Raw genomic sequence first — 21,154 nt, 5'->3', positions numbered from 1 at the left:
AGGTGATGGACAGATACCCGCGCGATTCCCCGGCCCACTCCTCTTCCTTCCTCCTTCCTTGAGGTATCCCACGTGAAAGACATAGTGAGCGCCGTCCTTTCCCGCGAGGCGACGTCCGGCGATTTCGCGAACCTGAGGGTTCCGGAGAGCTATCGGGGCGTCGTCATCCGCAAAGGAGACACGGGGATGTTCGACGGCATGCGGTCCGCGGACAAGGACCCGCGGAAGTCACTGCACGTCGAAGAGGTCCCGGTTCCCGAACTCGGCCCCGGCGAGGCCCTGGTGGCCGTCATGGCGTCGTCGGTGAACTACAACTCGGTGTGGAGCTCGATCTTCGAGCCGCTGCCGACCTTCGGATTCCTGGAGCGGTACGGCAGGTTGAGCGACCTGACGAAGCGCCACGACCTGCCGTACCACGTGATCGGCTCGGACCTGGCGGGTGTCGTGCTGCGCACCGGACCCGGCGTGAACGCCTGGCACCCCGGGGACGAGGTCGTCGCGCACTGTCTGAGCGTCGAACTGGAGTCGAGCGACGGCCACAACGACACCATGCTCGACCCCGAACAGCGGATCTGGGGCTTCGAGACCAACTTCGGCGGACTCGCCGAGATCGCCCTGGTCAAGTCCAACCAGCTGATGCCCAAACCCCAGCACCTCAGCTGGGAGGAGGCGGCGGCCCCCGGACTCGTCAACTCCACCGCGTACCGCCAGCTCGTCTCGCGCAACGGCGCGGCGATGAAGCAGGGCGACAACGTCCTGATCTGGGGGGCGAGCGGCGGACTCGGCTCGTACGCCACCCAGCTCGCCCTCGCCGGCGGCGCCCACCCCGTCTGTGTCGTCTCCAGCCCTCAGAAGGCGGAGATCTGCCGCCGGATGGGCGCCGAGGCGATCATCGACCGCACCGCCGAGGACTACGCGTTCTGGAAGGACGAGCACCACCAGGACCCGCGCGAGTGGAAGCGGTTCGGCAAGCGCATCCGCGAACTCACCGGCGGCGAGGACGTCGACATCGTCTTCGAACACCCCGGCCGCGAGACCTTCGGCGCGAGCGTGTACGTCACCCGCAAGGGCGGCACCATCGTCACCTGCGCCTCCACCTCCGGCTACACCCACGAGTACGACAACCGCTACCTGTGGATGTCCCTGAAGCGCATCATCGGCTCCCACTTCGCCAACTACCGCGAAGCCTGGGAGGCCAACCGCCTCGTCGCCAAGGGCAAGATCCACCCCACCCTCTCCAAGGTCTATCCCCTCGAAGAGACCGGCCAGGCCGCCTACGACGTCCACCGCAACCTCCACCAGGGCAAGGTCGGCGTCCTCGCCCTCGCCCCCGCCGAAGGCCTCGGCGTCCGCGACCACGACAAGCGCGCCCAGCACCTCGACGCCATCAACCGCTTCCGCGTCGCGGCGAACTGAAAAGAGCACGAACATGGCCCGGAAGACATCCGTGGTGGGAGTCGTCGGTCTCGGCTCCGTGGGGGAACCCCTGCTCCGCCTGCTGAACAGGGCGGGGTACGACGTCGTCGGCGTGGACCGCGAACTCGACGTGGTGGCGGCGGTGGACCAGCGCATGAAGGCGGACGGCCCGGGCGGTTCGGATGGATCGGGCGGCCCCGGCGGCTCAAACGGTTCGGGCGGACCGGAGGTCGCGGACCGTCCGGGCGCGTACCGGCTGACCAATGACACCGCGGCTCTCGGTTCCGCCGACCTGGTGATCGAGGCCGTGTCCGAGGACCTGGCGGTCAAGTCCCACGTACTGCGCCGCCTCAACAGCGTCTGCCCGGACGCCACGGTCCTGGTCAGCGTCACCGCCTCGCTGCCGCTGGCCCGCCTCGCCATCGCCTCGGGGCGCCCGGGCCGGACCCTCGGGCTGCGGATGCTGCGGCCCGTGCGCGCCGGTGCGGCCGTCGAGGCGGTGCCGACCTCCATGAGCGAGAGCGACGCCCTGGCCGTCCTGGCGGAGCTGCTGGCGACGGCCGGCCTCACGCCGGGCTCCCTGGGCGGGGCGGCGGGCCGTGCGGCGACCGACCTCGTGTACGCGTTCCTCAACCGTGCCGTCGCCATGGTCGCGCAGGGGTACGCCGGGCGGGAAGCGGTCGACACCGCCATGCGCCTGGGCTGCGGCCTGCCCGTGGGGCCGCTGGAACTGCTCGACGACATCGGCCTGGACACCGCGCACGCGGTCCTGTCCGACCTGCACTCCCGTACCGGAGACGCCAGGTTCCTGCCCGCGCCGCTGATCACCTCGATGGTGCGGGGCGGCGCCCTCGGCCGTAAGAGCGGGCAGGGCTTCTACCCGTACGACAAGGAGGGCGGCCGCCTTGCAGCGGGTACGGGGACCGGCGGGACCGGCGGGACCGGCCAGGACGGCGGGACCGCGGCGGCCGAACCGGGCGTGGCCGTCGGGCGGGTGGGCCTGTTCGGATCCGGGACCATGGCCCGGGGCATCGCCGAGTGCGCCGCGCTGGCCGGGGTGTCCACCGTCCTGGTGGCCCGCTCCCCGGAGAAGGCGCGGCTCGCCATGGCCGCCGTCGAGGCCTCGCTCACCAGGTCCGTACGCCGGGGCAGGATCCACGCCGACGACAAGGCGCGCGCCCTCTCGTTACTCGAAAGCACGCACGTCACCGCGGCGTTGGGCGACTGCGACCTGGTGATCGAGGCGGCCACCGAGGATCTTGTGGTCAAACGGTCCCTCTTCGCCTCGCTCGGCTCGGTGTGCCGTCCCGGCACCCTGCTCGCCACCACCACGTCCAGCCTGTCGGTGGAGCACTGCACCCAGGTGTCCGGGCGCGCCGGCGACGCCCTGGGCCTGCACTTCTTCAACCCGGCTCAGGTCATGAGGCTGGTCGAGCTGGTCCGTACCCCGGCGACGAGCGATCACAGCATGGCGGTCGCCCGTGCCTTCTGCGACCGGCTGGGCAAGATGGTGGTGGAATGCGGGGACCGCGCGGGCTTCATCGTGAACCACCTGCTGTTCCCCTATCTCGCCGACGCCGTACGGCTGTTGGACCGGGCGGACGCCGGCATCGAGGAGATCGACGCGGCGGTACGGCGTGGCTTCGGCTTCCCCCTGGGGCCCTTCACGCTGCTCGACGGCATCGGCCTGGACGTCTCGCTCGCCATCCTGCGGAGGCTGCACCTGGAGTTCCCGGAGAACGGCTGTGAACCGCCGGTGGCACTGGAGCAGTTGGTGGCGCAGGGCTGCCTCGGCCGCAAGACCGGTGCCGGCTTCACCCGGCCGCCCGGTCCTTGACGCCGGCCGCCCGGACCCTGCTCCCGACCGACCGACCGCCCGGTCCTTGACGCCGGGCGCTCAGTGCCGGAGGCCGGTCCGGTCCGCGAGCGCCTGGGGCAGGGCCCGTCGCCCCCGCACGCCCAACTTCTGGTAGATGTGCGTGAGATGCTGCTCGACCGTGCTGGGCGTGATGAACAGCCGCTCGGCGATGTCGCGGTTGGTCAGCCCGTCCGAGGCCATCAGGGCGACCCGGTGTTCGGCGCGGGTGAGCCCTTCGGCGAACGGGGGCGCGGGCTCGGGGGGCCGTACGGGCGACGGGCTCACGGGCCGTCCGAGGGCCCGGGCCGGAGCCGGCGCCGCGCCCCGGGCCGGGGAGTCGACCTCCGCGAAGAGCGTCAGCGCGCGCGTGCGCAGCCAGCCGCTGCCCGGGTCCGGCTGGGCCAGCTCCGCCGCGAGAAGCTCACGGGCCCGGCCGGGGCTGTCGACCTTGATCAGTGCCTCGGCCGCGTACACCCGCCAGGCCGTGAACACGGAGACGTCGAGCTTCCAGGCGGCCATCAGGTCGCGGCAGGCGTAGAAGTCCCCGAGCGCCGCCTGGTACCGGCCGACGGACAGGTGGTGGCGGCCCCGCGCCTGGAGGTAGTGCAGGCCGGGCAGGGTCTGGAACATCACGGAGGGCACGGGGACGCGGAAGCACTCGGCCGAGGCGTCGATGTCGCCGAGTTCGGCGCACGCCAGGACCTTGGCGGACAGCGGCAGGCCGAGCGCGACACCCCACGCCTGGGGCGGGATCAGCGTCAGTGCCTCGTCCGCCCGCCGCCGCGCGACCTCGAAGTTGCCCAGCCAGCTCTCGACGGTGGCGCTGGCCGCCGCGAAGACCGCCCGGACCTGCGGGGTACGGGTACGGGCTCCGCGTACGAGCAGTTCGCACCACTCGGCGGCCCGGTCGAGCCGGGCGGCCCGGATGAGGGAGACCAGCGCGGCCATGGCGGGGGCCACCGGCGGATCGTGCAGGACCACCCCTTCGAGAAGTCGCTCGGCGGCGTCGAGCGCCCCGCCGGTCGGCCCCTCGGAGAGCAGCGACGACAGCACGAGGGCGCCGTCCAGGTGCGGGTCCACGGCCATGACGCCGACGCCGGGACCGGATCCCCCGGCGGGCACCGCCGCGTGCTCGTGGGCGCCGAGCGCCGGGTAGAAGTACGCGAACCAGACGTGCATGGTGTCCAGCCGCACCCGGAGTCCGCCGGACAACTCGTCCCGTACACCGTCCAGATCGGCGAAGAGGGCGGCCGCCTCCTCCGGGCGGCCGAGCCAGAGGAGGTAGGTGATCAGCGTCATGCTCTGCCCGCGGCTCAGGTGGCCGTGGGCGTGGTCGTCCAGGAGCTCACCGAGATGGCGCCGGACCGCGCCGGGGTCGGTCTCCCACTCGGCACGGGCGAGTTCGACGCGGATCGCGGCCCGCTGCCGCGCGCTCGTACTCGTGTCGTACGCCCGCCGGAGGCAGGTGACGGCCCGCTTCACGTCGTGGTCGGCGAGCGCCTGGGCGGCGGCCTCGCGCAGCACCGGGAGGGTCCAGGGGTCCTCGCAGGGGTCGGCGCTGACGAGGTGCTGGGCCACCTGGGCCGCCGAGGCGCCGCTCTCGTGCAGCACCCGGGCCGCCGCGCGGTGCAGGGCGGCGCGTTCCCCGGGCGCCGTTCGCTCCAGGACGGTGGTACGCGCCGCCTCGGTACGGTACCGCCCGCCCTCGGTGAGGCCGACGGCGTCGAGCGCGGACATCGCGGGGCCCGCGCGGAGTTGGAGGACCCGGTCCAGGCAGTCGTGCGTGGCCGACGCACCGAGTACGGCGAGAGCGGAGGCGACCCGCAGCTCCTCGGGGCCGAGCTGGTCGAGCACGTACTGGACGGCCACGCGGAAGAGCTCGCCGCCGGCCGGGGTCCCGGTCCCGGTGAGCCGGTCGGCGGAGGAGTCCCACAGCAGCGCCTGGAGGAACAGCGGACTGCCCCCCGAGGCACGCCGCAGGGCGGGGGCCACCCGCGCGGCGCGGTCGTCGCCGAGGTGCTCGGCGACCAGGCTCACGGTGCAGTCCGCGCACAGCGGGGAGAGGCGGATCAGGGTGCACTCGGGGTTGCGCAGGCATTCGGCGGTCAGGGCGGAGCTGCCCTGCCGGCCGCCGACCGCGCGCTCGCCGAGGACGACGAGGACGGGCAGCGCGCCCACCCGGCGTATCAGGTGCTGGAGACACTGGAGCGAGGGCTCGTCGATGTCGTGCGCGTCGTCGACGGTGAGGACCACGGGCGCCCGCTGGGCGAGGTGGGCGAGGTGGCGGTAGAGGGTGTCGGCCGGCGTGGCCGTGACCGGGGCGGGGCCCTCGGCGGGCTCGGTGAGCGCCTCGGCCCGGCCGGGCGGGAGCGGGGCGGCCGCGAGGAGTTGGCTGACGACGCCGAGGGGAAGGTCGCGCTCCGCCGCGGAGGCGACCGCGGTCAGGACGACCGCTCCGGCCTCGTCGGCCAGCTCCTGGGCGTGGCGGATCAGTGAGGTCTTGCCCATTCCGGGCGCCCCCGTCACGAGTGCGGCGCGGCCCGCGCCCTCCCGTACCCGCGAGAACAGGCCCTCGATACCGTGTCTCGCCCGACATCGCTCCAGCATGTCCATCGCCACTCCTCGCCAGGCAGTCGACTTCCAGCCAGCCCCTGCGTGTGGGCCAGGTAGATCAAAGCCCGCCCGGGGCCGGAACCTGTCGGGTGGACCAGCGCGCGTACGAGCCGGGGACGGACCCCGGGGAGGACCCCTAGTCAATCTTGACAGGACTGGCCGCCCCCCTAGGGGGTGTCTTGCGGCGCGGTGTGTCCGCACTCGTGATTGTAGGTGGGCGGCCGGCCGCCCCGGGAATACGTCACGCCGTTCCTGTCCGGAAGTCAGGGGTCGGCGTAAGCCCATTCGCGGGGCGGAACGCGCGGTCGGTCAGGGCACGTTCGGCGCGGTACGAGGAGGTGTGGCGGGCGCCGGAACGCCGCTCGCGGGGCCGGTTCGCGGAGGCGTTCGGGGGATTCGCCGGGTCCGTTCGCGGGATGCGTTCGTGTTCACGGCGGCGCGGAAGACGGATCTCGGCCAGGGACTTCACGGTGCGCGACTTCGCGGCACGGAACGCCTGGACACCGGTCATTCCAGCCGCCGCGCATATCCTCGCCGGCCATTCCCCTTCATTAACGGATGCGCAATTCGCACCCCCCTACGTCCGCCGCCGGCGGCCGCCGCGAATAGGGGAGGGAGAACCCGGGATAACCCCTAACTCTGAATCGACCCGGACCATGGTTACTTGCGGCCCAACTGAACCGTTGGCTAGCGTGTGGCGCTATGTGGAACGCAGTGGATGTGTGGGTAACCGGCCTTGGCGCGATGACACCGCTGGGTGCCGACGCGAATGACACCTGGGCCGCAATGCGGAGCGGCGAGAACGGAATTGGCGTACTCAAAGAGAGCTGGGCCGAGGCACTTCCGGTCCGTATCGCCGGTCAACTGACCGTGAATCCCGCCGATTCGCTGAAGCGGACCGAGGCCCGCAAGCTCGACAGGTCCGAACAGATCGCGCTCGTCACCGCGCGGGAGGCCTGGGCCGACGCCGGGACCCCCGAGATCGAGCCCGAACGGGTCGCGGTCGTCCTGGGCACGGGCATCGGCGGGGTCACCTCACTGCTGGGCCAGAATCACATCCTGGAGACGTCCGGGCCGCGCCGCGTCTCCCCGCACACGGTGCCGATGCTGATGGCCAACGGCCCCGCCGCGTGGGTCAGCATGGACCTCAACGCGCAGGGCGGCGCCCACGCCCCGGTCAGCGCCTGCGCCTCGGGCGCGGAGGCCATCGCGCTCGGCCTCGACCTCATCAGGGCCGGCCGCGTGGACGTCGTCGTGGCGGGCGGCGTCGAGGCCAGCGTGCACGCGCTCCCCCTGGCCGCCTTCGCCCAGATGATGGCGCTGTCCACCCACAACGACACCCCGGAACTCGCGTCCCGCCCCTTCGACAAGGACCGCGACGGATTTGTCCTCGGCGAGGGCGGCGCCGTCGTCGTCCTGGAGCGCGCCGACCACGCCCGGGCCCGGGGCGCCCGCGCGCACGGCACCCTCCTGGGCGCGGGCATCAGCTCAAGTGCCCTCCACATCACCGCCTCCGACGTGGCGGGCCAGGTCCGGGCGATGTCCCAGTCGCTGCGCGACGCCGGTATGAGCGGGGCGGACGTGGAGCTGGTGCACGCCCACGCCACGTCGACCCCGCAGGGCGACGTGGCGGAGGCCCAGGCCATCACCCAGGCCGTCGGCGCCCACCCCGTGGTGACGGCGACGAAGTCCATGACGGGCCACCTGCTGGGCGCGTCCGGCGCGCTCGGCGCCATCGCCTCCGTCCTGGCCCTGCGCGACGGAAGCGTCCCGCCGACCCGCAACCTCACCGAGCAGGACCCCGAGGTCGCCCTCGACGTGGTCGCCGGTTCGGCGCGCCCCGGCCAGTGGCGGAGCGCGCTCTCGAACTCCTTCGGCTTCGGCGGCCACAACGTCTCGCTGGTCTTCGGTCGCGCCTGAGCCGCGACCGCGCCACGCCACCACTCCCGTACGCCCCACCCCCCGGACGGATCAGCGCGCCCGCACCGCTCTCACAGACGCACCTCACGAAAGGCTGAGATGACAGCGCACTCCACCGGGGCGGCTTCGTGTCCCCTGAGTCTTGGCTACGACTTCTACCGGGACCCGCAGCCCGTGTACCGGGACATCAAGCGAGCCGGGAACAAACCCACCGAGATCGTGCTCGAAACGGGCATGGCCTACATACCGCCGAACCTGAAGGCCTGGCTCATCACGTCGTACGCGGACGTCGAATTCGTCCTGCGCGACCCGAGGTTCCGCAAGAGCATCAACGAGGCCATGCCGCTGTTCGCGGCGAACGCCCCGGGCGGGGGCGACACGACGGCGCGCTCGTCCCTGCTCTACGACAACATGGCCAACAACGACCCGCCGAAGCACACCGCGCTCCGCAAGCCGGTCAACGGCGCCTTCACCGCCCGGGCCGTCGCCACCAAGCGGGCCGGAATACGCGCGCTCGCCGAGGAGACCCTCGACGCGGTGGCGGGCCGGGACACCTTCGACCTCGTCCGGGACTTCGCGTTCCCCTTCTCCATCGCGGTGATCTGCGCCACCCTCGGGGTGCCCGAGGAGGACCGGGGCACCTTCGACTCCTGGGTGCAGACCATCACGAGCGACGCCGCACCGGAGGTCCTCAAGCGCGACGCCGGGCTGATGGTGGGCTACTTGAGCGACCTGATCGGGCGCAAGCGCACCGCCGGTGACGACGACGTGCTGTCCCTGCTCGCGCGCTCGCTCGACGGCCCCGAGGCCGTCGCCCAGGCGTACGCGCTGCTCGCGGCGGGGTACGAGACGACGGCGAACCTCATCGTGACGGGCTTCCTCACCCTGGAGGCCAACCCGCTCCAGCGCGAGAAGCTGTGGAAGGACCGCTCCCTCGTACCGGGCGCCGTCGAGGAGATGCTGCGCCACCAGTCGCCGTTCAACCTCTCGCTCTACCGGTACGTCACCGAGACGGCGGAGGTCAACGGCGTGGAGATACCCGCCGGTTCGATCGTGTTCCTCGCGTTCGCCGCGGCCAACCGCGACGACGAACGCTTCGAGCGGCCCGACGACTTCACCCTCGCGGAGCCGCGCCGCGAGCACCTGGCCTTCGGCGGCGGCATCCACAACTGCATCGGCAAGCACCTCGCCCGGCTGGAGGCCGAGGAGGCCTTCGACGTCCTCATCGAGCGCTGCCCCGACCTGGCGTCCCTGACCCCCGCGGCGGAGAGGGAGTGGAAGGCCAGCCCGACCTTCCGCGGCCTGAAGCGCCTCACGGTCGGGCCCGGCCCCGTACCGCGGCGCGCGGAGACCGGGGCGGCGGCACGATGACGGCGGACGCGTTACGCCCCGCCCCACCCGTGGCCGTCATCGGCATGTCCTGCCGCTTCCCCGGCGCCGCCCACCCGGCCGCGTTCTGGGAGAACCTCAGGTCCGGTACGTCGTCGGTGGGTCCGGTCCCGGCGGACCGGTGGACCGACCTCCCGGACGAGGCCGCCGGTGAGCCCTCCGACGGGCCGTCCTACGGGCCGTCCTACGGGCCCTCCGCCGGACGACGCGTCACCGCCGGCGGGTTCGTCGACGGCGTCATGGACTTCGACGCCGGCTTCTTCGGCATCTCGCGCCGCGAGGCCCGGCACATGGACCCGCAGGCGCGCGTCCTCCTGGAACTCGCCTGGGAGGCCGTCGAGGACGCGTCCCTGGACGCCGCCGAGCTGAGCGGCTCGCGCTGGGGCGTCTTCGTCGGGGCCTCCGCCGACGACTTCCGGATGAGCTACTTCGCCGCCGGGAACCTGGACCGCTCCGGCCACCTGGGCACCAGCCGCGCCCTGCTGGCGAACCGTGTCTCGCACGTCCTCGGCCTGCGCGGACCGAGCGAAGTGATCGACACCGGCCAGTCCTCGTCCCTGGCCGCCCTGCACCGCGCCCTGTCCGGAATCCGGCTCGGCGAGTGCGAGGCGGCGCTGGTCGGCGGCATCCACCTCAACCTCCTGGGGCGGGTGACCGACCAGATCCAGCTGTGGGGCGGCCTGTCGCCGGACGGCCGGTGCCACACCTTCGACGAGGCGGCCAACGGTTACGTACGCGGCGAGGGCGGCGGCTGCGTCGTACTGAAGCCCCTGGACGCGGCGATCCGCGACAACGACCCGGTCTACTGCGTCGTCCGCGGCAGCGCCACCAACAACGACGGCGGCCGGTCCGGCCCCGGGGTCCCCTCGCAGGAGGCCCACCAGGAGGTGATCGCGGCGGCCCACGCGGCCGCGGGCGTGCGCGCCGCCGACGTCGCGTACGTCGAACTGCACGGGACCGGCACGCCCGTGGGCGACCCCGTCGAGGCGCGGGCGCTCGGCGCGGCGGTGGGCGGCGGGCGCCCGCCGGGCGACCCCCTGCGGGTCGGATCGGTGAAGACGAACCTGGGGCACCTGGAGTCGGCCGCCGGGATCGCCGGGTTCCTCAAGGCCTGCCTGGTCCTCCACCACGGACACCTGCCCCCGAGCCTCAACTTCGTACGGAGCCCGGCCGGGACGCCGCTGGACGAGCTGAACCTCCGGGTCGTCACGGAGGGCGAGGAGCGCTCCTTCACGCGGGCGGACGCCGTGGGCGTCAGCTCGCTCGGCATGGGCGGCACCAACGTCCATGTGGTCCTCGGCGTGTCGCCCACGGCGGCCGCCGGCCCGGCAGGGGCCGCCGTGGGCGGCCGCGAGGACACCGTCTGGTGCCTGTCGGGACGGTCGCGGGAGGTGGTCCAGGGCCTGGCCCGCGCCCTGCTCGACCACCCCTTCCCCGCCGGGCGGCACTCCGTGGCCGACATCGGGTGGACGCTGGCCCACCGCGCCCAGGGCGAACACCGCGCCGCCGTGCTCGGCGGCGACTGGGCGGACATCAGGCGGGGCCTGGAGAAGGCGGCCGCCGGGCAGGGACTCGCCGTTCCCGAGTCCTGGCTGGAGGAGGCGGGACCCGACCGCGCGTCACTGGTGGCGCTCGCCGCGGAGTACGCGTACACGGGCGAACTGACCAAGATCCGCGAGGCGCTGGGCTTCGGGCAGCGCAGGGTCCCGGCACTGCCGGCGACACCCTTCGCGCGCGAGACGTTCGCCTGGGAGACCTCGCCCGGGACCTCCCACACCTCGCGCGCCTCCCAGACCTCTCAGGGCCCTCAGACCTCTCAGACCTCTCAGGTACGCCCAGCTCCGCCGACCACCCAGGCTCCCGCGGCCACCCCGCCCCCCGCCTTCACCGACCGGTGGACCGCCGCCCCCGGCCCCACCGACCGCCTCTGGCTGACCCGCACCCTCCTCGAGGACGAACTCCTCACGGTCCTGGGCGGATCGGCCACCCGGCCGGACCCGGACCGCACGTTCCAGGACACGGGCGTCGACTCGATGACCCAGCTGGAGTTCCTCGACCGGATCACCGACGCGACCGCGCTCGACCTCCCGGGAACGGTGCTCTTCGACCACCCGACGATCAACGAACTGGCGACACACCTGAACACCCTGATGGAGAGGACGGAGACGCGGCGTGGCTGAGGACGACATGATCGACGGCACCGGACGGGACGACATCGCGGTCATCGGGATGGCCTGCCGCTACCCCGGCGGTGTGGACAGCCCCGACCGGCTCTGGGAACTGGTGTCCGAAGGCCGGGACGGCGTCGGGGAGTTCCCCGGCAACCGCGACTGGCACACCGAGGAGCTGTACGACCCGAGCTTCGTCCGCCAGGGCGGGTTCCTGCACGACGCGGACACCTTCGACGCGGCGTTCTTCGGCATCAGGCCGGCCGAGGCGATCGCGATGGACCCGCAGCAGCGGATCCTCCTCGAAGTGGCCTGGGAGTCGATCGAGCGGGCCGGGATCCTCCCGTCGAGCCTGAAGGGCTCGTCCACCGGCGTCTTCGTCGGCGTGATGCCGAACGAGTACGGGCAGCCGCTGTGGCGGTGGCAGGACGAGACCGCGGGCTTCATGGGCACCGGCACCTCGCCGAGCGTCGCGTCCGGGCGCATCTCGTACCTGCTCGGCCTCGAAGGCCCGGCCATCACCATCGACACGGCCTGCTCCTCCTCGGGCGTCGCGATCCACCAGGCCGTCCGCTCGCTGCGCACCGGCGAGACCGACCTCGCGCTGGCGGGCGGCTGCACCGTGCTCGCGGGGCCCGGCATGTTCGTCGACTACGCGAGGAAGGGCGCCCTGTCGCCGGACGGGCGCTGCCGGACCTTCGCGGACACCGCCAACGGCACCGTGTGGGCCGAGGGCGCGGGCGTCCTCGTCCTGGAGCCGCTGGCGAAGGCGAAGCGCCTGGGGCGCCGCATCCACGGCGTGATCAAAGGGACCGCCGTCAACCAGGACGGCGCGAGCAACGGCCTGACGGCGCCCAGCGGCCGCGCCCAGGTCAAGGTGATCAATCAGGCCCTCGCCGACGCGCGGCTGCGCCCGGGCGACATCCAGCTCGTCGAGGCGCACGGCACCGCCACCAAGCTCGGCGACCCCATCGAGGCCAACGCCATCCAGGCGACGTACGGCCGGGGCGAGCGCGAAGAGCCGGTCTGGATCGGCTCGTTCAAGTCCAGCGTCGGCCACTCCATGGCGGCGGCCGGGGTCGGCGGCGTCATCAAGTGCCTGACGGCGATGAGGGCGGCCACCATGCCCAAGACGCTCCATGTCGAGGGCGCGCTCAACTCCCACGTGGACTGGTCGACTTCCGTGGACGTGCTCCGTGAGGCCCGCCCCTGGCCCACGACCCGGGACGGGGTGCGGCGGTGCGCCGTCTCCTCGTTCGGCGTGAGCGGGACCAACTCCCACGTCATATTGGAGGGGTGGGACGCCAAACCCCGGGAGCCACGGACGGGGGCCGCCGCCTCATCCGACTCCGCCCCCGCCACCTCCGACTCCGCCTCCGCCCCCTCCGACTCCTCCGGCACCGATCTCCTGAAGATCTCCGCCAAGACCCCGTCCGCCCTGCGCGCCTACGCCACGGCCGTCGCCGAGAAGCTGGCGTCCGGTGCCGACCCCGTGCCGAACGTCGCCCACGCCCTCGCCACCGCGCGCGAGGACTTCGACCACCGCGCCGTCGTGGCCGGCTCCGGCCTCGGCCAACTCCTCGGCGGACTGCGGGCACTCGCCGCGCAGGAGGAGGACCCCGCCGTCGTCCGGGGCGAGGCGCGGCGCGTCCGGCGCCCGGTCTTCGTCTTTCCCGGGCAGGGCTCGCAGTGGCCGGGCATGGCCGCGCGCCTCCTGGACGAGTCCGAGGTCTTCCGCCGACGCGTCGAGGAGTGCCGCGCGGCGTTCGCGCCGCACCTCGACTACGACCTCCAGGCGGTCCTGTCCGGCGCCGACCAGGAGACCGACCTGGAGCGCACCGACGTCGTCCAGCCGCTGATCTTCACCATGATGCTCGGGCTCGCCGAGCTGTGGCGGTCGGCCGGCGTCGAGCCCGCCGCGGTGGTCGGCCACTCGCAGGGTGAGGTCGCGGCCGCCGCCCTGGCCGGGACCCTGGACCTGGCGGACGCGGCCCGCGTGGTGGCCGTTCGCAGCCGGATCCTGGAGGAGTCGGGGCGCGGCGGCATGGCCGCCGTCGCCGCCTCCCGGGAGAAGGCCCTGCTGCTCGCCGCCGAGGCCGCCGCCGATCTGGTCGTCGCGGCCACCAACGGGCCCGAGTTCGTCATCCTGTCCGGCGACGACGAGCCCGGCATCCGGCGGCTGCTCGACCTCTGCGAGGACCGGGGCGTGTACGCGCGCCGGGTGCCCGCCAAGTGCGCCTCGCACTCCCCCGTCATGGCCGAGCTCCAGGACCGGATCATGGCCGGTCTGGACGGGATCACGCCCTCGGCCGGGGCGATACCGGTGTTCTCGACGGTCGAGGCCCGCCCGTTCCGCGGCGAGGACATGACCGCCGCGTACTGGTACCGGAACCTGCGCGGCCAGGTCCGCTTCGCGGAGACCATCACGGAGCTGACGTCGCACGGCTACGACGCCTTCGTGGAGATCAGCCCGCACCCCGTCCTGCTCGGCTCGCTGGAGTCGATCTTGCGCGGGACCGACACGGACGCCCCGGTCTGCGCCACCCTCAAACGCGACCAGGGAGGGTACGAGAGGTTCATGACGGCCGCCGCCGAGGCGTACGTCCAGGGCCACTCCGTCGACTGGAACGTGCTGCGCGCCGCCCACGCCCCGGCCCGTACGGCCCCGGCCGACCTGCCCACGTACCCCTTCGAGGGAGTCAGGTTCTGGCTGCCGTCGCAGACGGACGGCATGAGCACCAAGCCCTCCCCGCAGGGTGACCGCGCCGCCCGCAGGCCCGTGGTCCCGCTCGCCGACGGCGGGCACCCGTGGATTTCCTCCGTCGTCGAGGCCGCCGACGGCACGGTCCTGATGAGCGGCCGCCTCTCGCTGCGCGGCCATCCCTGGCTCATGGACCACCGGGTCGGGGACACGGTGCTGCTGCCCGGCACCGCCTTCGCGGAGCTGCTGTTGTCCGCGAGCCGCGAGCTGGGCTGCGACGGCCTGGACGAAATGCTGCTGCGCGACCCGCTGTTACTGCCCCTGGACGGCTCTGCCGTCGACATCCAGGTGTCCGTCGAGCCTCCCGAAGGGGGCGAGGGAGCCTCGCGACCGGCGGCGGTCTTCTCCCGCCCGGTGGGCGGGGACTCGTGGCTGCGCAACGCGGACGGCCTCCTGGCCGGCCCGCGCACCGCCGCCACCCCGCTCCAGGACGACCTGTCCGTCGCGCCCGACGCCGCCGAACTCGACGCCGACGGCCTGTACGAGGACCTGCGGGGCCTCGGGTACGGGTACGGAGAGGCGTTCCAGGGCGTGTGCTCCGGTACGTACCACGGGGACCGGGTCCGCTCCCGCGTCGTGCTCCCCGAGGCGGCCCGCGTCAACCACCGCGGCTTCGCGGTCCACCCGGCGCTGGCCGACGCCGCGCTGCACGCCGCGGTGCGCTGCGGCCTGCTGGGCGAGGCGGCCGCCGGGAGCGTCTCCGTACCGTTCGTCTTCAGCGGCGTACGCGTGGGCGCGCGCACCGACGACCCGGACGCGGCGGCCGCCGACGCGTGCTACGCCGTGGCACGCCGGGTCGCCCCGGACGCGATCACCCTCACGCTGACCGACGACGACGGCCGCGTCCTGCTGTCCGTCGACCGCATGGTGGTCCGCGGCCTGGCCCTGCCCGGTACGGCGCCGGACCTCGACGCGGCCGCGCTGTACGCGATGGCGTGGGACGAGGTCCCCGGCGCGGACGGCGAGGGGCACCGCCTGTGCGTGGTCGCGGGTGACGACGGCCCGCTCTCGGCCGCGCTGCGCGAGACCGCGCGCGGAGGCATCGCCGTCGCGACGCTCGACGAGGCGATCATGGTGGTGAAGGGGCTGCCCGGCAGCTGGCAGGTCGTGCTCGCGGCCCCCGCCGTGCCGGAGGGCGTGGACGAGCAGGTCCACGCCTCCGCCTCGTGGGCCCTGAGGACGGTCCAACGCTGGCTGGGCGCGCCCGACTTGGAGGGCCGCGTGCTGCTGACCTGCGTCACGCGGGACGCGGTCGCGGTCCCCGGCGACGACACGTTCGACCTCGGCTCCAGCGTGCTGTGGGGCATGGTCCGCTCCGCCCAGACCGAGCACCCGGGGCAGTTCAGGATCGTCGACGTCGGCGCCGCCGGCCTCTCCCGACCCGACGTGCTCGCGGCCGCCTTGAAACGTACGGACGCACAGCTCGCCGTCCGGTCCTGCCGGATCCTGCGGCCCCGGCTCGCCCCGCACCCGGCGGCCGGCCCCGCCCTGCCGGAACTGGGCGACGGCACCGTCGTGATCACGGGCGGCACCGGCACCATCGGCCGCGAACTGGCGCGGCATCTGGTGACCCGGTGGGGCGCGCGCTCCCTGGCGCTGCTGAGCCGCAGCGGCGGCGGGGCGCCCGGCATCGAGGCGCTGCGCGGGGAGTTGACCGCCCTCGGCGCCGAGGTGCGGGTCGTCCGCGCCGACGTCTCGGACGCGCGGGACGTCGGCGCGGCCCTGGCCCAGGTGCGCTCCGAGCGCCCGATCGTGGGTGTGGTGCACGCCGCCGGTGTGCTCGACGACTCCCTCGTCTCGAACATGACACCGGACCAGCTCCACGGGGTGCTGCGCAGCAAGGTCGACTCGGCCCTGAACCTGGACGCCGCGACGGCCGGGGACGAACTGCGCTTCTTCACGCTGTTCTCTTCCCTGTACGGCGTGCTCGGCGGCCCCGGCCAGGCCAACTACGCGGGCGCCAACACCTTCCTGGACCAGTTCGCGCACTGGCGGCGCTCCCGGGGGCGTCCCGCCAACGCGGTCGCCTGGGGCCTGTGGGCGCAGGCGACGGGCATGACCGGCCACCTCGGCGAGGGCGACCTGCTGCGCCTGCGCCGCAACGGCGTGGCCCCGTTCGAGGTCGCCGAGGGGCTCGCGCTCTTCGACGGGGCGCTCGCGGACGGCCCGGCGGCGCTGGTCGGCGCGCGCCTGGCGGTGCCGGAGGCCTCGGGGCCCGACGGCACGTACGAGGGACCGTTCCTGCTCGGCGGGCTCGCCGCCCTGCGGGGTACGGGAACGGCCGCGCCGGTCACCCCGGCGCGCCGCCTGAGCGCGCCGAAGGGACCGAGGGCGCCGCAGGGGCCCAACACGCCCCGGACCGGGCCCCCTTCGGAGCACCTGAACCCCGCCCCCGCCACCCCGGCCCCGGCGGGAGGCGACACCACGGAGGCCGCCGACGTCCTCGCTCTGCTGAAGTCGGCGGACGCCTCGGACGACCAGCGGATCGCCGGGCTGCTGGCCCTGGTGAAGGAGTGCGTGGGCGGGCTCCTGGGCCTGGCGCCCGGCAAGGTCGACGCCCAGCGGTCCTTCTACGAGATGGGCTTCGACTCGCTCACGTCGATGGAGCTGCGGGTACGGCTCGGCCGCAGGCTCGGCACGCGCCTCGGCGCCACCGTGGTCTTCGACTTCCCGACGCCCGAGTCACTGGCGGGGCACGTCGTGGAGCAGTTCGCGCCGGCCCGCGAGAAGGCGGCGGAGACGGCGGAGACGGCGCCCACGGCCGTGGAGCCCGCTCCGCCGGCCACCGGGGCGACGGCCGCCCCCGCGTCCGCGGCCCCGGCGACACCGGCCGCCGTCACGGGCAAGGACACCGGCACCGCCGCCGTCACCGGCCCTCGGTCGACCCCGCGCGGCGGCCCCGGCTCCGCGCCCGCGTGGGACGCCGTCGCCTCCGAGCCGTTCCCGCTGACCAAGCTGCAAGAGGCCTATCTGGCGGGCCGCGGGAGCGACTTCGAGCTCGGCAACGTGTCCACGTACCTCTATGTCGAGGTCGACCTCGTCCGTTTCGACGTGCGCGCCGCGGAACGCGCCCTGCGGCGGCTCGTCGAGCGGCACGAAATGCTGCGCGCCGTGTTCGACCCGGCGGGCGGCCAGCGCGTCCTCTCCCGGGTCCCGGAGTACACCATCCCGGTGGAGGACCTGCGCCGTCTCACCGCCGGGGAGCGGGAACAGCGGCTCGCCGCCGTGCGGGAGGAGCTGAGGGCGCAGACCTTCGACACCGCGTCCTGGCCGCTCTTCATCGTGCGGGCCACCCGCGTCGACGAGACCGTCACCCGGCTCCACCTGGGCATCGACGTGCTGATCTCCGACGGCGGGAGCAGCGCCCTGCTGTTCCAGGAGTGGGCCGACCTGTACCACGACCCGTCCCGCGCCCTCGAAGGGCCGGGCGGGTCCTTCAAGGACCACGTCCTCGCGATGCGCGCCTTCGGCGAGTCCGAGGAGATCGAGCCGAGCCGGGAGTACTGGCGCTCCCGGGCGGCCTCGCTGCCGCCCGCGCCCGAACTGCCGCTCGCGGTACGGCTCGGCGAGGTGGCCACCCCGGTCTTCGCCAACCGCTTCACGCGCGTCGAGCCCCCGGAGTGGGAACGGTTCAAGCGCCATGCCGCGGCGGCCGGGGTGACCGCGTCGGGCGCGATCCTCACGGCCTACTGCCAGGTGCTCGCCCGCTGGTCCAAGTCCCCCGACTTCACGGTCAACGTGCTCGTCTCCCACCGCTCGGGCCTCACCGGCGAGGACATGTCGAGGACCGTGGGCAACTTCTCCTCCACGAGCCTCCTCGAAGTGCACGTGGACGAGACGGCGGCGTTCAAGGACGTCGCCGCGCGCATCCAGCGGCAGCTCATCCTCGACATGGAGCACACCGCGTACACGGGGCTCGACGTGCTGCGCGACCTCGGCCGCCTGGACGCGGGCGCGGGACGGGCGCGCATGCCCGTCGTCTTCAACAGCACGATCACCGGCGCGCCGGCCAGGGGCGCGGCGGCGGCGGGCCCGGTCGGCGCCCTGTGCCGCATGGGCGAGGGCGGCACGCCGGTCTGGAGCGGTGTACGTACCCCCCAAGTGATCCTGGACCACACGGCGTTCGAGGAGAACGACGGTCTGATCCTGAACTGGGACGTGGTGGAGGAAGTCTTCCCGGCGGGTGTCGTGGACGCCATGTTCGCGGCGTATGAAGGGCTGATTCGTGAACTCTGTTGTTGATTCCGCCTGGTTGGCCCCCGCGTGGTCCCACCACCCCGACCCCACCGCCGCGTCACGCACCGGATCCGATGGAACATTCGACGGGACGTTCGGCGAGGACTTCCTGCTGCACCACAGGTTCGAGGAGCAGGCGGCGCGCACCCCGCACTCCGCCGCCGTCGTGAGCCCGGCCCGCTCGCTCACCTACGCGGAACTCGACGCCGAGTCGGCGCACGCCGCGTGCCTGCTCGCGGACGCGGGCGTGGCCCGGGGCGCTCTCGTCGGCGTGGTCATGGAGAAGGGCTGGGAGCAGGTCGTCGCCTGCCTCGGCGTGCTGCGCGCCGGGGCGGCGTACGTCCCCGTCGACCCGGCCTGGCCCGCCAAGCGGCTGTCCGCCGTGCTCACCTCGGCGGGCGTCACGGCGGTGCTGACGCAGCCCCGGCTGCGCGGGAGGATCGACTGGCCCGCCGCGGTGACGGTCCTCGACGTCGACGGCTCGACCGGGGGTACGGCGGACACCCCGGCGCCCCCACGGGTACCGGTGTCGCCGCGCGACCTCGCGTACGTCATCTACACCTCCGGGTCCACCGGCGTCCCCAAGGGCGTGATGATCGAGCACGGGCCGGCCGTCAACACCGTCCTCGACGTGAACAACGAGCTGGCGCTCACCGGGAAGGACCGCGTGCTGGCGCTCTCCGCGCTGCACTTCGACCTGTCCGTGTACGACGTCTTCGGCCCGCTCTCGGTCGGCGCGTGCGTGGTCCTTCCCGCGCCCGCCGACGCCCGCGAACCCGCCGAGTGGCTGCGCCTCATGGCCGGCCACGACGTCACGGTCTGGAACAGCGTCCCGGCGCTCATGTCCATGCTCTGCGCCCATCTGGCGTCCGGCGCGGGGGCCTCCGGCCTGCCCCCGCTGCGCGCCGTGCTGATGAGCGGCGACTGGATTCCGGTGGCGCTGCCGGAGGAGATCCGGCAGCACTTCCCGGACGCGGCGCTGTGGGGCCTCGGCGGCGCCACCGAGGCCTCCATCTGGTCCATCTGGCACCGCATCACGCCGGCGGACGCCGCGCTGACCTCGATCCCGTACGGCACGGCCATGCGCGGCCAGCGGGTCTTCGTGGCCGACGGCCTGCTGCGGCCCCGGCCGTGCTGGGTGCCCGGCGAGATCTGCATCGCGGGCGCCGGTGTCGCCCGCGGCTACCTCGGCGACGAGGAGCGCACCGCGAAGAGCTTTGTCACCGGTCCTGGTGGCGAACGCGTCTACCGTACGGGCGACCTGGGCCGGCTCCTGCCAAGCGGCGAGATCGAGTTCCTGGGCCGCGAGGACACGCAGGTCAAGATCGGCGGCCACCGCATCGAACTGGGCGACGTGGAGGCCGCGTTGCTCGGCTGCCCCGGCGTCGCGGGCGCCGTGGTCGCCGCCGAGGGCGACCGGGGCAGGACCCGCCTGGTCGCACACGTCCTGCCCGCACCGGGCGCGCGCCTCACCGAACCGGGGCTCAAGCGGCTCGCCGCGGAGGCCCTCCCCCGCTCCATGGTGCCCGCGGTCGTCTCCGTACGGGACGCCTTCCCGCTCACGAGCAACGGAAAGGTGGACCGCGCGGCCCTGGCCGCCACCCGGCGCACGGAGTCCGCGTCGCCGACCGGGAACGAGCGGCCGTCGGACGCCGAGGAAGAACTCCTCCTGTCCCTCTGGAGCACGTTCTTCGACGTGCCCTCCCTCTCGGTCACGGACAACTTCTTCGAGCTGGGCGGCGATTCACTGCTGGCCGTCCGCCTCGTCTCCGTCCTGCGCGCCGAGACGGGGGAGGAGATACCCGTGTCCACCCTGTTCGGTGCCCCGACGATCCGCGCCCTCGCGCGGGAACTCAGGGACCACCGCGAGGCCGGGGGCCGGAGCGCCGGACGCACCCCGCTCGTCCCCGTCCGGACCACGGGCACGGCCGTCCCGCTCGTCTTCGCCCACCCCATCGGCGGCGACGTGCTCTGCTACGCCGAGCTGGCCCGGCTCCTCGGCGACGACCAGCCGTTCTACGCGTTGCAGTCGCCGGGCGGGACCGGCGACGAGCCCACCCTCCGGGAACTCGCCGCCGACTACGCCAGGGCGATCGTGCGCGAGGTGCCCGGAGAGCGCTTCCGGCTCGGCGGCTGGTCCATGGGCGGCCTCCTCGCCCTGGAGACGGCCCGCGAACTCACCGCCCTCGGCCGCACCGTCGACCTCGTGACCGCGATCGACGTCATCGAGACCCCGGAGGGGCTGCGCAGGCCGGTCGGCGAGGCGCAGCTGCTCCACTGGCTGGGCCGCGACCTGGCCGGCCTGACGGGAAACTCCTGGCAGGACGGGACCGGCGCCCCGGACGGCCGGACACCCACCGGCTCCGCCCTCTCCCCGGCCGAGCTGTTCGCGACGCTGCGCTCCCGCGGCATCCTGCCCACCGAGGTCGCGCGGCGCGACTTCGACGACCTCGTCGCCCGGTTCACGGGCAACGCGCGGGCGCTCTACGGCTACCGCCCCGCCGCGTACGAAGGACCGGTCCACTTCCTGCGGGCCGAGTCCGGCGCCACCCCCGAGACGGCCGACAGCTGGCGTGTCCTGTGCCGGGGCGCCTTCGAGGTCGTCACCGTCCCCGGTGACCACTACACCGTCCTCAAGTCCCCCCAGGTGGAGGCCGTCGCGGCGGCCCTGCACCACATCCTGGAAGGAGCCGCCGCACCCGCGTAGCGGGCCGCCTCCCCACCGCCCGGCGCCGGGCGGCCACCCCCGCTCCACCGGGGACGGCCGCCCGGTCCGCTGTCCCCCACAGACCC

At 73.6% G+C, this 21,154-nt stretch carries 8 protein-coding genes; 7 read left to right on the top strand and 1 reads right to left on the bottom strand.

What is annotated here, in order from left to right; genetic code table 11:
• Positions 1–72: 72 nt before the first annotated feature.
• The gene (ccrA, locus tag ACIODU_RS03745) at positions 73–1,416 is read left to right on the top strand and encodes a crotonyl-CoA carboxylase/reductase (protein WP_401763411.1); all 1,344 of its coding nucleotides are present in this window, start codon (positions 73–75) and stop codon (positions 1,414–1,416) included.
• Between the two features lie 13 nt (positions 1,417–1,429).
• Positions 1,430–3,253, top strand: a complete 1,824-nt coding sequence (locus ACIODU_RS03740) for a 3-hydroxyacyl-CoA dehydrogenase family protein (protein ID WP_401763409.1) — start codon at positions 1,430–1,432, stop codon at positions 3,251–3,253.
• A 60-nt stretch (positions 3,254–3,313) separates the two neighbouring features.
• Here ACIODU_RS03740 and ACIODU_RS03735 read toward each other — a convergent pair whose 3' ends face one another.
• Positions 3,314–5,881: an AAA family ATPase gene (locus ACIODU_RS03735; protein WP_401763406.1), complete on the bottom strand. Its 2,568-nt coding sequence runs from the start codon at positions 5,879–5,881 to the stop codon at positions 3,314–3,316.
• Positions 5,882–6,589: 708 nt separating this feature from the next.
• On the opposite strand from ACIODU_RS03735, the gene ACIODU_RS03730 reads away from it, so the two are divergent.
• The 5 genes from ACIODU_RS03730 (at position 6,590) to ACIODU_RS03710 (ending at position 21,068) form a co-directional block, all read left to right on the top strand.
• Positions 6,590–7,807, top strand: a complete 1,218-nt coding sequence (locus ACIODU_RS03730) for a beta-ketoacyl-[acyl-carrier-protein] synthase family protein (RefSeq protein WP_356431185.1) — start codon at positions 6,590–6,592, stop codon at positions 7,805–7,807.
• A 99-nt stretch (positions 7,808–7,906) separates the two neighbouring features.
• A complete protein-coding gene (locus tag ACIODU_RS03725; RefSeq protein WP_401763403.1) occupies positions 7,907–9,178 on the top strand; it encodes a cytochrome P450 in 1,272 nt (423 codons plus the stop codon).
• Complete coding sequence (locus tag ACIODU_RS03720; RefSeq protein ID WP_401763400.1) at positions 9,175–11,376, top strand: beta-ketoacyl synthase N-terminal-like domain-containing protein; 2,202 nt, start codon at positions 9,175–9,177, stop codon at positions 11,374–11,376. Before ACIODU_RS03725 ends, ACIODU_RS03720 begins: the two co-directional genes overlap by 4 nt.
• Positions 11,369–18,367: an SDR family NAD(P)-dependent oxidoreductase gene (locus ACIODU_RS03715; protein ID WP_401763397.1), complete on the top strand. Its 6,999-nt coding sequence runs from the start codon at positions 11,369–11,371 to the stop codon at positions 18,365–18,367. Before ACIODU_RS03720 ends, ACIODU_RS03715 begins: the two co-directional genes overlap by 8 nt.
• Positions 18,351–21,068 carry an amino acid adenylation domain-containing protein gene (locus ACIODU_RS03710; RefSeq protein WP_401763394.1) on the top strand — a complete coding sequence of 906 codons (2,718 nt, stop codon included), beginning with the start codon at positions 18,351–18,353 and terminating at the stop codon, positions 21,066–21,068. Before ACIODU_RS03715 ends, ACIODU_RS03710 begins: the two co-directional genes overlap by 17 nt.
• The last annotated feature ends 86 nt before the right edge of the window (positions 21,069–21,154 follow it).

Source organism: Streptomyces sp. NPDC088261, assembly GCF_044740805.1.
In the GTDB taxonomy this organism is placed as follows: domain Bacteria; phylum Actinomycetota; class Actinomycetes; order Streptomycetales; family Streptomycetaceae; genus Streptomyces.
This window is presented reverse-complemented; position numbering and strand designations above follow the sequence as displayed.

Bases quoted from the DNA above. Each gene is read 5' to 3' on its own strand.
- ACIODU_RS03735 (WP_401763406.1), bottom strand. From the start codon at position 5,881: ATGCTGGAGCGATGTCGGGCGAGACACGGTATCGAGGGCCTGTTCTCG.
- ACIODU_RS03740 (WP_401763409.1), top strand. From the start codon at position 1,430: ATGGCCCGGAAGACATCCGTGGTGGGAGTCGTCGGTCTCGGCTCCGTG.
- ACIODU_RS03720 (WP_401763400.1), top strand. From the start codon at position 9,175: ATGACGGCGGACGCGTTACGCCCCGCCCCACCCGTGGCCGTCATCGGC.
- ACIODU_RS03730 (WP_356431185.1), top strand. From the start codon at position 6,590: ATGTGGAACGCAGTGGATGTGTGGGTAACCGGCCTTGGCGCGATGACA.
- ACIODU_RS03725 (WP_401763403.1), top strand. From the start codon at position 7,907: ATGACAGCGCACTCCACCGGGGCGGCTTCGTGTCCCCTGAGTCTTGGC.